General features: G+C 37.3%; 14 protein-coding genes. 3 read left to right on the top strand and 11 right to left on the bottom strand.

The window, feature by feature from the left end:
- The first annotated feature begins 11 nt into the window (after positions 1-11).
- The gene (gene tmk, locus M9892_11810; GenBank protein ID MCO5255036.1) at positions 12-695 is read left to right on the top strand and encodes a dTMP kinase; all 684 of its coding nucleotides are present in this window, start codon (positions 12-14) and stop codon (positions 693-695) included.
- 213 nt (positions 696-908) lie between these two features.
- Here tmk and M9892_11805 read toward each other — a convergent pair whose 3' ends face one another.
- The 8 genes from M9892_11805 to M9892_11770 form a co-directional block, all read right to left on the bottom strand.
- A complete protein-coding gene (locus M9892_11805) occupies positions 909-2,126 on the bottom strand; it encodes a C1 family peptidase (protein ID MCO5255035.1) in 1,218 nt (405 codons plus the stop codon).
- A 96-nt stretch (positions 2,127-2,222) separates the two neighbouring features.
- Positions 2,223-4,013: a translation elongation factor 4 gene (gene lepA / locus M9892_11800; GenBank protein ID MCO5255034.1), complete on the bottom strand. Its 1,791-nt coding sequence runs from the start codon at positions 4,011-4,013 to the stop codon at positions 2,223-2,225.
- A gap of 98 nt (positions 4,014-4,111) precedes the next feature.
- On the bottom strand, positions 4,112-4,660 hold the full coding sequence (locus M9892_11795; protein MCO5255033.1) for a hypothetical protein: 549 nt from the start codon (positions 4,658-4,660) through the stop codon (positions 4,112-4,114).
- Positions 4,661-4,785: 125 nt separating this feature from the next.
- Positions 4,786-5,727: a lytic transglycosylase domain-containing protein gene (locus M9892_11790; GenBank protein MCO5255032.1), complete on the bottom strand. Its 942-nt coding sequence runs from the start codon at positions 5,725-5,727 to the stop codon at positions 4,786-4,788.
- Between the two features lie 90 nt (positions 5,728-5,817).
- Positions 5,818-6,174 (bottom strand): 6-carboxytetrahydropterin synthase QueD, encoded by a 357-nt coding sequence (gene queD, locus M9892_11785; protein MCO5255031.1) that lies wholly within the window; start codon positions 6,172-6,174, stop codon positions 5,818-5,820.
- Positions 6,175-6,209: 35 nt separating this feature from the next.
- Positions 6,210-7,223, bottom strand: a complete 1,014-nt coding sequence (locus M9892_11780; GenBank protein MCO5255030.1) for a cytochrome-c peroxidase — start codon at positions 7,221-7,223, stop codon at positions 6,210-6,212.
- A gap of 4 nt (positions 7,224-7,227) precedes the next feature.
- On the bottom strand, positions 7,228-7,950 hold the full coding sequence (locus M9892_11775) for a hypothetical protein (protein MCO5255029.1): 723 nt from the start codon (positions 7,948-7,950) through the stop codon (positions 7,228-7,230).
- A 122-nt stretch (positions 7,951-8,072) separates the two neighbouring features.
- Positions 8,073-8,327, bottom strand: a complete 255-nt coding sequence (locus M9892_11770) for a 4a-hydroxytetrahydrobiopterin dehydratase (GenBank protein MCO5255028.1) — start codon at positions 8,325-8,327, stop codon at positions 8,073-8,075.
- Between the two features lie 99 nt (positions 8,328-8,426).
- Here M9892_11770 and hutU point away from each other — a divergent pair, with 99 nt between their 5' ends.
- Both hutU and M9892_11760 read left to right on the top strand, forming a co-directional pair.
- The gene (gene hutU, locus M9892_11765) at positions 8,427-10,079 is read left to right on the top strand and encodes a urocanate hydratase (GenBank protein ID MCO5255027.1); all 1,653 of its coding nucleotides are present in this window, start codon (positions 8,427-8,429) and stop codon (positions 10,077-10,079) included.
- 95 nt (positions 10,080-10,174) lie between these two features.
- Positions 10,175-10,723, top strand: coding sequence for a WG repeat-containing protein (locus M9892_11760; protein MCO5255026.1), 549 nt, complete (start codon positions 10,175-10,177; stop codon positions 10,721-10,723).
- A 24-nt stretch (positions 10,724-10,747) separates the two neighbouring features.
- Here M9892_11760 and M9892_11755 read toward each other — a convergent pair whose 3' ends face one another.
- The 3 genes from M9892_11755 to M9892_11745 form a co-directional block, all read right to left on the bottom strand.
- Positions 10,748-11,629, bottom strand: coding sequence for a DMT family transporter (locus tag M9892_11755; protein ID MCO5255025.1), 882 nt, complete (start codon positions 11,627-11,629; stop codon positions 10,748-10,750).
- A gap of 145 nt (positions 11,630-11,774) precedes the next feature.
- Complete coding sequence (locus M9892_11750) at positions 11,775-12,425, bottom strand: VTT domain-containing protein (protein MCO5255024.1); 651 nt, start codon at positions 12,423-12,425, stop codon at positions 11,775-11,777.
- A 234-nt stretch (positions 12,426-12,659) separates the two neighbouring features.
- On the bottom strand, positions 12,660-13,961 hold the full coding sequence (locus M9892_11745; protein MCO5255023.1) for a WG repeat-containing protein: 1,302 nt from the start codon (positions 13,959-13,961) through the stop codon (positions 12,660-12,662).
- Between the last annotated feature and the right edge of the window lie 271 nt (positions 13,962-14,232).

Raw genomic sequence — 14,232 nt, 5'->3', positions numbered from 1 at the left:
GATATTTCTATATGCAAAAAAGCAAATTTATAGCCATAGAAGGTGCAGACGGGGCAGGCAAATCAACTCAAATAAAACTGCTCACAGAGTACCTTGAACACAAAGGTGTTGCAACCCGTTTTGTGCATTTCCCGCGACTGAACAAAGGACTTTTTGGAGAAGTGATTGCAAGATTCCTGAGAGGTGAATTTGGAGAATCGGATAAAGTGCATCCACAATTGGTTGCATTGCTTTTTGCAGAAGATAGAAAAGAATTTGCACATACTTTAAAAGGCTGGTTGAGCGAAGGCTGTTATGTACTTGTAGACCGCTACGTGTATTCCAATATTGCCTATCAATGTGCAAAAATCCAAGACCCGTTGGAGAAAATGGCGCTTAAAAAATGGATTCTCACCTTAGAATTTGAGTATAATCAAATTCCCCAACCGGATTTGTCCCTGTATTTAGATGTTCCATTGAACTTTACTCGCAAAGCTCTGGAAGACGAAAGGGAAGGGCTGGATCGCGTTTATTTACAAGGCAAATCAGATATTCACGAAAAGGATATAGACCTCCAAGCATCTGTAAAAAATGAATATGAAAGTCTGATTCAGACAGAGAATGATTTTCAGCGCGTTGTATGTTACAACGAGAATGGTTCAATGAAAAGTATAGAACAAATTCATTCAAGAATACTAAGTCTTGTTGGGATTTAAGCATTCAAGTGCCTAAACAAAAAATGCGACTCTATGAGTCGCATTTCAGAATTTTTATTTTAAGAGAGTTTACATATTTCCCATAGGGGTGCTCATTTTGCGATTTCCATTACATTTATTAGCTGAATAGCAAGAGCTGAACATTGACACTATCACAAATAATAACATCAATAGGGTGATTGTTTTTTTCATTTATTTTTATCTTTTGAATTCTTATTTAATACCAAGCTTTTTGGCTATATTCTTAGGTAAAGCATCTTTGTGAATCATAATATTGATTGTTTTATAGGCTACATAATTCCATGAAGCATAAAGATATCCGTCACAATCATTATGTTTGGTTCCCCAACTGTTTTTTACAATAAAATATTTGGTTCCGTTTTGATCTTTAACCAAGCCGGTAATATGCATTCCGTGATCATCTGTGGTTTCCTGAGCGTCAAACGCAATTTGGCGCATTTCCTGCGTAATCGGTTTTTCAGCCATAGGGTAAATGAAAGCATTACCTGAACGTTCCGCTTCGCTTGGGTTGTTGAAAACAACATTGTCTTTTCCTTTTACTTGAATCATTGAATCATCAGCAGGGACAAGGGCTAAGCCGTTTTTATGTGAAAAACATTTTTCAGACACATCCGAACCCCATGCAAAGGTGTAACCATTGTTAATGGCACTTTCCATGACCTGCATAAATTCATCTAAGGGTAGATTGTAACTGGAAGTCATAGCCCAATTATCGGGCACTTCTATTACAAAACTACTATAAAAAGGATGGTGTGTAAATGATGTCAGGGAAACATAGTCGTCCATATTTAATCCAAGATAATTGGTGAAACTTTGTGGGGTGTATTTCTTTCCTTGATATTCAAAACTTTCTGGAACAGTACCAAAATACGCATCGAGTATTCCGTTAAATGCTCCTTTCCATGCTGTAGTGAGAGATTTTTGAGGATTGTCTTTTAGAGCATCCACAAACCCCTTGAGCACAGCATCTACTTCAGCATGATTGTGTTTTTCTGTCCCGTAATGAAGTCCGGGATATGCTGATTGAGGCACAATGCCATATCTTCTTATCACCCAAGGAATATCATTAAAAGCACCTCCACCGGAGAAATTGTGGTTGCCCTGCATTCTTACGTACATATCAGCTTTGCCCATCCATGCATTGCGTACAATATACATTTCACTAAGCAAATGTTGACCTTTTCCCATGCGGAGTAGTTCGGATTCCAAAAACGACAAGGTAGAAAAACTCCAACAAGTTGAACTTCGGTTCTGGTCTTGCACCGGCATTGCTTCGTTGGCTTTTATCACAGAAAAACGATAAAAACTTTTTTTGGAATTTGTAAGAGTGTCACTGCCAAAGACGGCAAGAGTCATTACAAGAAGTGCTAATGTTAAAGCACTTTGTTTGAATATAAATTTAATTTTCATTTTGCGCTTGCAATTAAGAGAAAAAACAAGTGTAGTTAGGATAATTTAATCTGTCAATAATTAAGATTGTTCTAAAATAAAGACATAGAATTTAGGTTATTCATCAAGTTTAAGCACTGCAAGGAAGGCACTCTGTGGGATTTCTACACTTCCAACTTGTCTCATACGTTTTTTCCCTGCTTTTTGCTTTTCTAAGAGTTTGCGTTTTCTGCTTATATCGCCACCATAACACTTGGCTGTAACATCTTTGCGCAATGCAGAAATAGTTTCGCGGGCAATAATCTTTGCTCCGACTGCAGCTTGAATTGCAATCTCAAACTGTTGTCTGGGAATGAGTTCCCTGAGTTTTTTACAAATCTTTTTTCCTAAATCATACGCTCTGTCTTTGTGAATAATGGCTGAAAGAGCGTCAACCGGCTCTTTGTTGAGCATTATATCGAGCTTTACAAGTTTGGAATCTTTGTATTCAGAAGGGGAGTAGTCAAAAGAAGCATAGCCTCTGGAGATGGTTTTAAGTTTGTCATAAAAGTCAAAAACAACTTCTGCCAAAGGCATCTCAAACGAGAGTTCCACTCTTGAAGTGGTAAGATAAATTTGGTTTTTAATCACTCCACGTTTTTCCAAACAGAGTGACATGATAGAACCTACATAATCAGCAGCTGTAATGATAGATGCATTGATGTAAGGTTCTTCTACTTTGTCAATTAATTCGGGTGGAGGAAGGTCGCTGGGGTTATTTACTTCGATGAATTTTCCTTTGGTCGTGTATGCCTTATATCCAACGTTCGGAACGGTTGTAATTACGGTCATTCCGTATTCCCTCTCTAATCTTTCTTGTATGATTTCCATGTGTAACATTCCCAAGAATCCACAACGGAAACCAAAGCCTAATGCAGCCGAAGATTCCGGTTCAAAAACTAAAGAAGCATCATTGAGTTGCAACTTTGCCATGACATCTCTCAACTCTTCGTAATCTTCGGTGTCAACAGGATAAATCCCGGCAAAAACCATGGGTTTAACATCTTCAAATCCTTTGATAGCTTCAGATGTTGGGCTGTTTTTTAAGGTTATCGTGTCGCCTACTTTTACTTCACGTGCATTTTTAATACCTGTGATAATATACCCCACATCGCCTGTTTCAACTTGATTTCTTGGCTCTAAGCCCAAGCGTAACACTCCGACTTCTTCTGCATAATATTCCTTGCCGGTATTCATAAATTTGATATGGTCGCCTTTTCTAACAACGCCATCAAGGATTTTGTAGTAGGCAATAATACCTCTGAATGAATTGAAAACAGAATCAAAGATAAGTGCTTTTAATGGTGCATTTGCAGCACCAACCGGATGCGGAACCTTTTCAACAATCGCTCTCAGGATGTCGTACACGCCTTGTCCTGTCTTTCCGCTGGCATGAATTATATCTTCTTTTTTGCATCCAATTAAATCAATAATTTGGTCTGAAACTTCCTCCGGCATAGCACCGGGTAAATCTATTTTGTTGAGTACGGGAATAATTTCCAAATCATTATCTAAAGCAAGATAGAGGTTTGAAATGGTTTGTGCTTGGATTCCTTGGCTTGAGTCCACAATCAATAAAGCACCTTCGCAAGCTGCAATGGAGCGCGAAACCTCATAGGAAAAGTCAACGTGCCCGGGTGTGTCTATCAGATTTAACACATATTTCTGTCCATCCAACGTATAATCCATTTGAATAGCATGGCTTTTGATGGTAATACCGCGTTCTCTTTCAAGATCCATACTGTCCAACAATTGCTCTTTCATATCTCGCGCTGAAATAGTTTTTGTGTATTCCAACAAGCGGTCAGCCAAAGTACTTTTTCCGTGGTCAATATGAGCGATAATACAGAAATTACGTATGTGTTTCATTTAGGGGGCGCAAATATAAGGACAAGAAAGGAAATTTTATTGAACAAAAAAGCCTTTACAGATACTGTAAAGGCTTTTGAAACTATCAGAAAGTATGGTTATTTGTCTTTTTCTGCTTCTGCAAAGTAGATTGGTTGAAGTCTTACGCTCATTGGTTCAGCATATACCTCACGCATTTGAAATACGACTTTATAACTGTATTTGGCTTTTGTAAAATACTCCTTCAATTCTGTTGCAGGGCGTGTCAAGAAGAGTGTTGTAGATTCTAATCTGGTTGTAGAATCATTTCCAATTAATGCTATCAAAGTGTCTTGCATTCCTTCGGCTGAAAGATAAATTTTAATATTACGGCAAAATCTAAAATTTGAACTGTCGGGGGTGATCATATTCAACTCCATTGCGTTGAGCGTCATGCTTTTTACCTGATCCATCGTGTATCCCTTTTCTGAAAGTTTTAAACTAAGCGAATTGGTTACGTCTGCTGAGTTTACAGTTACCAAGGCATAGCGATCGACTGTGTCTGGGATTGCAACAGATGCTGTTTCATCCAATCTGATGCGTACTGTTTCGGTTTTTGAACAACTTGTGAAAATCATTGCTCCTAAAATTATAAGAGAGATGATTGAAGATGTGTGTTTCATTTTCATGGCGCAAAAGTAATAATTTTTAAATAATAATAAATATCACCTAAAGTAAAAGTATGAAAGTAGGAAAAGTTAATTTTGGTAAATCCTCCCTATATAATCTATCGCTTTCTTAGCAGTTGCTTTGCTCATGGCTGTATCGGCAAATATATATCAATACTGATGTTGTTTTTATTTTCCCATCCCATTTTACGGATTTGAGGATTGTAATATCTAAGGGTTTTATAGTTAATACTGTTTTGTGCAGCAAATTCAACCCAGTTAATATTTGAATCAGAAATGGTGATTTTCTTATATTCAAAAGGTTGATAGAATTGGTTGTCATCCAAGTGGAATCCATAGTGCTTAGGGGCTTGTATAATATATTTTAAAGCTAAAATTCTAAATATATAACGTGAGGTTTCGTCATTCAAAAATAAATCGTAATATGAAGTTTGATTTTGAGCATTGATTTGTCTCATCATTCCTTCCATACCTGCATTGTAGGCTGCGGCTGCCATTGTCCAAGTTCCAAACTTTGCTTTCGCTTCTTTTAAGTATTTGCAAGCAGCATGGGTTGCTTTGTCAATATTATACCTTTCATCAATTTCGCTGTCAATAAACAAACCATAAGTCGGAGCGGTTTCTTTCATGAACTGCCACATTCCTGCAGCACCTGACGGAGATATAACCTGTGACAAGCCGCTTTCTGCTACACACAAGTATTTCATGTCATCTGGTACATTTTCTTCTTTTAGAATTTTTTCAATGATGGGGAAATAACGTTGGGCTTTTTTCAAAATTAAGATGGTAGAACTGTGCAAAAAAGTATTTACGACCATTTCTCTATCAAATCTCTCTGTCAAATCAGGGTCTGAAAAATCTATGGGTTCTCCGCAAAAATCAGGTTTTTTGGGTAGGGCAGGGGCGTGTATGTTTTGTACACGAACGTTTTCTTCGGATGTATAGTTGGAAGCTTCAACCGGAATATAAGTGTTGGCAGCATTACTCTTAAAAGATTGCAATAAAGCAATAATAATCAAAAGTAATCCGGCTAATCCGAGAATTTGCAGTCCTCTTTTTAAAATCATTTGTGGTGTGGTCATAGAAATAGTTTAAAGGCAAATATAAGTCTTTTCAGATGTTATATTTGTTATTTGTCGTTACAAGAGGCAATCCGACTATTTTCCCTCGTAAATACAGCCGGAGCTTGCTGTTTCTTGTACACAAATTTTGGAGAGAAGTGGCAGTTGAGGTTTGAGCACGTCCCATAACCAAATTGCAAGATTCTCGACAGTCGGATTTTCAAGTCCCTTGATATTGTTGAGTGTTTGGTGGTCTAATTGGTTTACAAGCGGGTTGATTGCAGTTTTCATAATGCCAAAATCCATAATCCAGCCTGTTTCTTTATCTACTTCACCTTTGAGATAGATTGTAAAGCGGTATGAATGTCCGTGAATATTTCTACACTTATGCCCTTCGGGAACATTGGGTAAGTAATGCGCTGCCTCAAAATTAAACTCTTTGTAAATCTCCATTTCCGGGTGTCTCAAAAACGTCTGCGAAAATAAGACTAAGGTTTTGAATAATTAGGGTTTGTTGTAAAAGATTCATCTGTCAATGTTTTGAGAAATGCCAGCAAGTTATCCTTCTGTTCTTGTGTAAGCATCAGACCATTTTCTTTTTGTGGCAGAATCATCAAAGGGTCAATATTGGGAGAGTTCATGTGAACCCCACTGTTGTAGAATTCTATAACTTGTTCAAGCGAAGAAAAGCGTCCATCATGCATAAATCGCTTTCTTAATGTAGCATTTCTCAGCGTTGGTGTCTTATAGGTGCCCCAGTCAGACATGTTGCCTGTTACATCATACCTGCCTTTGCTGCCATTAAAAACGCTGTCTAAACCGATATTGTGAAAATCATTGTCTGTAAACAGCATACTTCCATGACAGTGAAAGCAATCACCGGTTTCAGTAAAGAAAATATCCATGCCGTCCATTTCGGCTTGTGTCAGTGCTACCTCGTTCCTCAAATATTGGTCATATTTGGAATTTCCCGAAATTAAAGACCTGAAAAATTGTGCAAGTGAATAAGCGATTTCTTTTGAAGTGATTTCATCTACACCAAAAGCTTCTTTAAAAGCTTTTTTGTAGGCAGCATCTGCGTTGATTTTGGATAAATCTGTTTGGAAAAATTCGACTACCTCATAAAGCATCACGTTCTCAAGTCCTTGGTCTTTTCTTCCCTTCCATAAAAAATTTTTACTCCAGCCTAAATTTACGTGCGGCAAGACGGTTGTCGGAAACCCGGGGTCAGATGTAAAGCCCTCGGATTGAAAATGACATTGAGAACATGAACGTCCGTCATTGGATAAAATGGGGTCATAATACAACTTGCGTCCTAATGCCAATCTTTCTTTGGTCATTTTATTATCAGAGGGAAAAAGCATTTCCGGAAAAAATCGTGGAATGTCAAGGGTAATAGGAGTTTGCTTTATATCTGAATCCGCTGGCGGCTTAGGCTTTTCTCTCCTACATGCGCTAAATGCAAACAACGCAACCAATAATATAAACAGAAGTCTTTTCATGATTTTATTTTTTAATAGAGAAAATGTCAGCACCATTATTTTTAAGTTTCATCATTGCAGGAGGTTTGTTCATGGAGTAACTTCCATCCGTAACAAAATCATACACTTCGGGGTTTTTGAACCATTCATTCAAATTCATTGAAAGTGAAATATGAGTAGTGTTGTCTATTCCAACTTCAAAAGAATGTTTGAGTTGAATTGCAATGAGGTTTTTATTGTTTCCAATGTGCATTGCAAATCCTTCCTCTTTATCATTATTCTTATACACCCCTTCAAACTTCATAAAGTGATATCCTCCGCCCATTTGATCGGGCCAAGACATGTTTGCCATGTCAATATTGGCATCTAATGAACGTGAAATGTTATGTGCGGAGTCAATTCCGAAGTAGAAAGTAATCTCGTTATATTTACCTGAAGGGATATCTGTAAATGAGAATGAATTTGTTTCAGGTTTAAATGCATTCACATAAATTACCTTGGATGATTTATAAACATCTCCATTCTCGTGCTTAAACTTGAAGCCGGACAGAAAGTATTCCATCCTTGTAATTTTGTAGTTGTAACCGGCTTCGCTTGTATAAGCAAAGGTATCGGTCATAAGAGCAGTGCCATCCACGTTGTAAGTTACTTTGAAAGCTGTAGTGCCATTTCCTTTCTTGGGCACTTTCTTACAGCCCCCAAATGTCAATAAAGTTAATGTGATTAAAATAAAAGTTAAATGTTTCATAATAAATAAAGTTTATGATACAAAGGTACTATCTGTTTGATTGACAATCTATGACAAAAGTCATGTTAACTGTATTGTTGCGACAAGTAGCAATTTCAATCTTCGTTCAAGTGAATGCAGTCCTATTTAATGAGTGCATTGATTGCTTGTGCGAGTGTGGTATCTTTTGCCGAGATTTGATTCCCTTGATCATGTGTTACAAGCCAAATTTCTACTTTATTATAAGTATTAGTCCAAGTGGGGTGGTGGTCAGCTTGCTCAACTAAGTGTGATACCTTAATCATAAAAGCAAAAGCATCATTAAAATCCTTGAAGATAAACTTACGATAAAGTCCTGATGGTGTAGTTTCCCAGCCGGTAATTTTTGCTATATCCATGTCTGTAAAATGATAGGTCAAAATTATTGAAACTTTTATAAAATAAACACAGTCAAACACAAGGAAATCTGAACGAAAATTAAAATATTTGCAAGCAATATGAACACAGATAGGAGCAAAAGTAGAATAGTGAGAGCCCCCAGAGGTTCCCAATTAACATGCAAAGGGTGGTTACAAGAAGCCGCTTTTCGCATGATACAAAACAATTTAGATCCGGAGGTTGCAGAAAAGCCTGAGGAATTGATAGTGTATGGAGGCTTGGGCAAAGCCGCCAGAAATTGGGATGCTTTTGACAACATATTGGAAGCCCTAAAAAATCTGGAAGAAGATCAAACATTGTTGATTCAGTCCGGTAAACCCGTTGGGGTACTTCCCACACACAAAGATGCTCCCAGGGTTCTGATATCAAACTCTCAGCTTGTGCCAAAATGGGCTACATGGGAACATTTTAGAGAACTCGAAGCCAAAGGACTGATGATGTATGGGCAGATGACTGCCGGTTCGTGGATATACATTGGGACACAAGGAATTTTACAGGGTACTTATGAAACCTATTTGGCACTTGCAAATAAACACTATGGAGGAACACTCAAAGGTAAACTCAATGTAACGGCAGGACTTGGCGGAATGGGTGGAGCGCAACCGCTTGCTATTACTATGAATGAAGGAGTTGCCTTGGTTGCAGAAGTGGAAGAGTGGAGAATCCAAAAAAGATTGGATACAAGGTACATTGACAAGATGTCTAAGAATATTGACGAAGCGATTGACTTGGCACTTGAAGCAAAATCAAAAGGTGAGGCTACATCTATCGGGGTGCTTTGTAATGCGGTAGAACTATTGGGCAGGCTGATAGAACGAGGCATCACACCCGACACCCTTACAGACCAGACTTCGGCACACGACCCCTTGATTGGATATTTTCCTGAAGGTTTGACTGTTGATGAGGCAATCAAGTTGCGTGAGACTAACCCTGATAAATATGTTGAACTATCCTATCAAACCATATATAAGCATGTGAGCCAAATGTTGGAACTGCAAAAACGCGGTGCGATTACTTTTGACTATGGAAATAATCTACGGGCAAGAGCTTTAGAGAAAGGGTTGAAAAACGCATTCGACTTTCCGGGATTTGTACCTGCTTATATCCGCCCTTTGTTCTGTGAAGGGAAAGGACCTTTTCGCTGGGTGGCGTTGAGTGGCAACCCGCAAGATATTTATGAAACAGACAAGGTTATTTTGGAACTTTTTCCTGAAAATCAAGGGCTCAAACGTTGGATTAAGATGGCACAAGAAAGAGTGGAGTTTCAGGGATTGCCGGCACGCATTTGTTGGCTTGGACAAGGGGAGAGAGAAAAAGCTGGGCTTGCATTCAATGAATTAGTTAGAAGCGGAAAAGTGGATGCACCAATTGTAATTGGCAGAGATCATTTGGATACCGGTTCAGTAGCATCTCCCAACCGCGAAACCGAAGCAATGAAAGACGGCAGCGATGCAGTAGCAGATTGGCCCATATTAAACGCATTGATAAATACAGCCGGTGGAGCCAGTTGGGTGAGTCTGCATCATGGAGGAGGCGTGGGGATGGGGTATTCAATCCATGCAGGTATGGTGATAGTTGCAGACGGTACCGATGATGCCGCCAAACGATTAAAACGTGTGTTGCATAATGACCCTGCCATGGGTGTTATCAGACATGCCGATGCAGGTTATGAAATTGCAGAAGAAACAGCCAAGAAATTTGGGTTGGGGTAAGGATTTTGTATATAATAAGATATGATTTTGATAACATCAATTTGGTAGTTTAAAAATTATATTTAATTTTGACTCGAACTAAAAACATTTGTGTTATGAAAAATATATTAAAAATAATGGCACTGAGTGTATTGGCTTGTGGCGTATTTGAAAGTAATGCACAACCTCAAGAATATGGCGTTTTTAGAGAAAATTGGGCATTGATCAAACAGGAGGGTATGTACGGATTTATTGATATTAACGGTAAAGTAGTAGTGCCATGTCAATACGATAGGATTTACGAATTTGGCGCTATTAGAAAAAATTGGGCATTGGTCAAACAGGAGGGTATGTACGGATTTATTGATAATGAGGGTAAGGAAGTTGTACCATGTCAATACGATAAGATTTTTGCATTTGGCGTTTTTAAGGAAAATTGGGCATTGGTCAAACAGGAAGGTATGTACGGATTTATTGATATGAGCGGTAAAGAAGTAGTACCATGTCAATACGATCAGATTTTTGGATTTGGCGCTATTAGAGAAAATTGGGCATTGGTCAAACAGGAGAGTATGTACGGATTTATTGATAATGAGGGTAAAGAAGTTGTACCATGTCAATACGATAAAAAAAATGGAAAATTTCGTTTCCCCTTTCTCAATTAATATTGTTCTGAATGCATAATTACGTTATTTACCTCTAATCAGGTAAATGCCTACAAGGATAAAACTTAACGAAAGAAGTTCGGCTTTGCCAAATGCTTCACCATCCATCACACCCCACATTGCTGCAACAAAAGGGAGCATATAATTTACCGCAGCACCAAACAGCGCATTTGTTTTTTGGATAAGTGCATTGTAAACAAACAATGAAAGGGCAGTCCCAATGACTCCTAACACTATGATAGCTGTTAAAGAAATATCCCAATCAGTTGACGGAGCTTGCAAAACATTAGGGGCATCACTTACAAAAAGCACTCCCGTTGCAGGAAATGCCACTATGCTCAATGGCAACATACCGGCAAGAATGGGTTTGATATGACCAATTTTTGATTTAATAATATTGAGGTTAATTCCATAAAAGAACGTTGCCAAAAACACTAATAGGAATGGGATAAAAGAGAATTCCTTTATTTGGATTTCCATCTTGCTGAAAATCATGAAAACAGCACCGGCTAGACCTATGATTAAACCCGTAATTTGTTTCCAATTAGATTTAATATTGAAAGCAAGAACACCCACGATGAGTGTAAAAACAGGGGTGAGTGCGTTGAGTGCACCCGCCATGGAACTATCCAACCCTGATTTCTGTGCATAGGTGAACATGAATGCCGGAAATCCATTTCCAATAAAACCTGCCACTATCAGCCATATCCAGTCTTTGGGCTCAATTTCTTTGCGGTATTTTACAAGAAAAGGCACAGCAATAAGCCCCGCAAAAAATAAACGCATGGAAGCAACCTGAAAACTATTGAATGCAATCAGCCCTTTTTTCATCAAGATAAATGAGCTGCCCCAAATAAAGCCGAGTATAATTAGAATGGTAAATTGACCAAACTTGGTATTAAGCATAAATACTGAAATTGGGGTGCAAAAGTAGTCTTAAGTTTTGCAACTTATTCATAATGTCTTGTCATGAAAAGATTAAGGTTAGATGGAAGTGAAAGCTGTGAAACACTTACTGATATTGTTTGTCAGACATTCTCAATTGGTCAAATTATGCCGTTTTTTTCTTTTTACTCACTAATTTGAATAACACAGGAGCAGTTACTATAAACACTAATCCTAATAAAATGTATTCCAAGTTGTTTTGAACCCACGGAATATCTCCCAAAATATAACCTGCTGTCATAATAATTCCCACCCAGGCAAATGCACCTATTATATTGTATATTGAGAATTTTCTAAAATCCATTTTAACAGTTCCTGCAATAATTGGAGCAAACGTTCTTACAATAGGTAGAAAACGAGCTATTGAAATTGCAAATCCACCTCTTTTATCATAAAATTCGTGAGCGGTTTGTATGTGTTTTCTTTTAACGAGCCAAGTGTCTTTTTCTCTGATTACGATATGTTTAAATTTATACCCGAACCAATAACCAAAAAAGTTACCTAAGATTGTTGAAATTGCAAACATAAACATCCAAAAAGTCAAATTGAGTATCTCGTTTGAGAATGGATAATGAAGCTCGTTTACAGAGGCAATGATCATTCCCGAGATGAATAATAACGGGTCTCCCGGAAGAAAGAATCCAATGATTATACCTGTTTCAATGAATAATATCAATAGAACCAAATACAAGCCCCCATTTTTCATTATCCAATCAGGATTTGTTAAATGTTGCAATGTTTCAATTAATATTTCCAAAGTAGATTATTCTTTCGGCTTGCAAAAGTAGGACAAGCGGGTTACATGATAGCAATGCTATCAAATTGAGTTTATCTGAAATAAGATTAGCTTTAAAGACAATATTAAGAATAGAAAAGCATTGGTGAAAACTAATGAAACCGGTATTTATCATTTTTATTGAAAATGAACTTGTACCAATATGCTTCCGTTATTCTTGATTTTCAATGTGCTATTTATTAGCCGACATTAAGATTACTTTGTTGGCGCTCCACGTTCTACCCAGGTTGCAAATATTTCCGATAACGTCCATGTTTCTCCCATATAGCTATAAGGATTAGCGTTCATATAATTTAAAAATATCAGCACTTCATCTTTGGTAACATTTATCATAACTTCTGCAATTGTTCTTCCAAAATACGGATTATTCATATCAATAATACTTGTAGTTAATCTTTCATCGAAACTAAAAAGATCTCCAGCATTTTTAATGTCATCAATCATTTCCGTTAGAATTTCATTGACTCTCTGCTCATTCATTAATTCATAAGGACTCGTATAAATATGATAGAAGGCCGTTCCCTCTATTGTTGATATTAGGAAGATTCTTTTTCTATATAACTCAAAAAAAACATTTTCCTTAAGGGCATTGGTTGGAATAAATAAAGAAGTGCTTAACATTATTATATAGTTGTTTCCTGCCACAAATTCTTCAATTTCATCTGCATCCGTAATCATTCTTAGATAAGGAATTAAGCCCTCTGAATCTAATACCTTATTGTATATTATCGAGTTCTCTGTTTTTTGATCTGCTCCTAATGGAAATGTTTTGACGACTGTAATTCCTGTATCAGTTTGTGTTAATACTACTAAAGTAGGGGGAAGTGTCAATGACTGTGCGTCTAATTCATTAGAAAATCGGTTGCTCGCTATCGTAAATTGAAGCGTGTCTTTTGTAGATTGAGAAAAATCTTTTTTATTAGAACTAATGGAAACAGGATAGAAATAAACTGCTTCGGGGTCTTCCCAATAATTTGTGGTCTTAGATTGATATCCCTTTTGAATGGCAATATTTCCTATTTGTGTCACCGTATCTTCATTGAAGGTGTATTTTTTATTCTGTTTTTTAGAATTTAAGATATTCTTCTTTACTTGTTTATTTAAGTAAGGTTCAGAATCGGTAGAGTCTAATAACTCTCCTTTCTTATTAATTTTAGCCCAAAAGTCCATGTAACCATCTAATCTTACCCATGTGTAACCTTTATAAAAAGGGTAAGCATGATAATATTGAAAGGGAATGACGGTTTCTCCTTTTTCGTTAATGAATCCCCATTTTCCATCGTATTGGTCATAACAATCAAAACATCCTTTGGAAACAGCAGCTAAACCGTCTTGAAAGTTAGTTACATATTCATAGATAGGAGGAATAACAACTTCTTTATCGGGTGTGCAAAATCCCCACAAATGCCCGCTTCTAAAAGGTATTAAGTCTTGAGCGTAATTTGATAGGGAAGAGCTTAATAAACAAGCTGCAATAAGTATTGCTTTTAGTTTCATCTTTTTTCTATTTCTTTTAATTCGAAACAAATTTAAGATATCTCCCAATATGCTGAAGTAGGTATTTATACCTATTGTACCTTAATTGAAATACCGACTTTGAGTTTAGGATTATGCAGATTTTGGGAATACCCTGCTTGCGTCCAAACCGTTTGTTGACGGCTGTCACTATTCTACTACCTTGCTCGGCTTGGACAAAAAATACACTCTTGCGAGCTTTGGTTCAGGCGTTGGCTTTGAGTGGCTTGCAAGCGTGTTTTATTGATTGTGA

The organism is Bacteroidota bacterium (assembly GCA_023957335.1).
Taxonomy (GTDB): domain Bacteria; phylum Bacteroidota; class Bacteroidia; order NS11-12g; family UBA955; genus JALOAG01.
This window is presented reverse-complemented; position numbering and strand designations above follow the sequence as displayed.

What these genes read in the sequence shown, in the direction of transcription:
- tmk (MCO5255036.1), top strand. Translation starts at nt 12, where the DNA reads ATGCAAAAAAGCAAATTTATAGCCATAGAAGGTGCAGACGGGGCAGGC.
- M9892_11805 (MCO5255035.1), bottom strand. Translation starts at nt 2,126, where the DNA reads ATGAAAATTAAATTTATATTCAAACAAAGTGCTTTAACATTAGCACTT.
- lepA (MCO5255034.1), bottom strand. Translation starts at nt 4,013, where the DNA reads ATGAAACACATACGTAATTTCTGTATTATCGCTCATATTGACCACGGA.
- M9892_11795 (MCO5255033.1), bottom strand. Translation starts at nt 4,660, where the DNA reads ATGAAAATGAAACACACATCTTCAATCATCTCTCTTATAATTTTAGGA.
- M9892_11790 (MCO5255032.1), bottom strand. Translation starts at nt 5,727, where the DNA reads ATGATTTTAAAAAGAGGACTGCAAATTCTCGGATTAGCCGGATTACTT.
- queD (MCO5255031.1), bottom strand. Translation starts at nt 6,174, where the DNA reads ATGGAGATTTACAAAGAGTTTAATTTTGAGGCAGCGCATTACTTACCC.
- M9892_11780 (MCO5255030.1), bottom strand. Translation starts at nt 7,223, where the DNA reads ATGAAAAGACTTCTGTTTATATTATTGGTTGCGTTGTTTGCATTTAGC.
- M9892_11775 (MCO5255029.1), bottom strand. Translation starts at nt 7,950, where the DNA reads ATGAAACATTTAACTTTTATTTTAATCACATTAACTTTATTGACATTT.
- M9892_11770 (MCO5255028.1), bottom strand. Translation starts at nt 8,327, where the DNA reads ATGGATATAGCAAAAATTACCGGCTGGGAAACTACACCATCAGGACTT.
- hutU (MCO5255027.1), top strand. Translation starts at nt 8,427, where the DNA reads ATGAACACAGATAGGAGCAAAAGTAGAATAGTGAGAGCCCCCAGAGGT.
- M9892_11760 (MCO5255026.1), top strand. Translation starts at nt 10,175, where the DNA reads ATGAAAAATATATTAAAAATAATGGCACTGAGTGTATTGGCTTGTGGC.
- M9892_11755 (MCO5255025.1), bottom strand. Translation starts at nt 11,629, where the DNA reads ATGCTTAATACCAAGTTTGGTCAATTTACCATTCTAATTATACTCGGC.
- M9892_11745 (MCO5255023.1), bottom strand. Translation starts at nt 13,961, where the DNA reads ATGAAACTAAAAGCAATACTTATTGCAGCTTGTTTATTAAGCTCTTCC.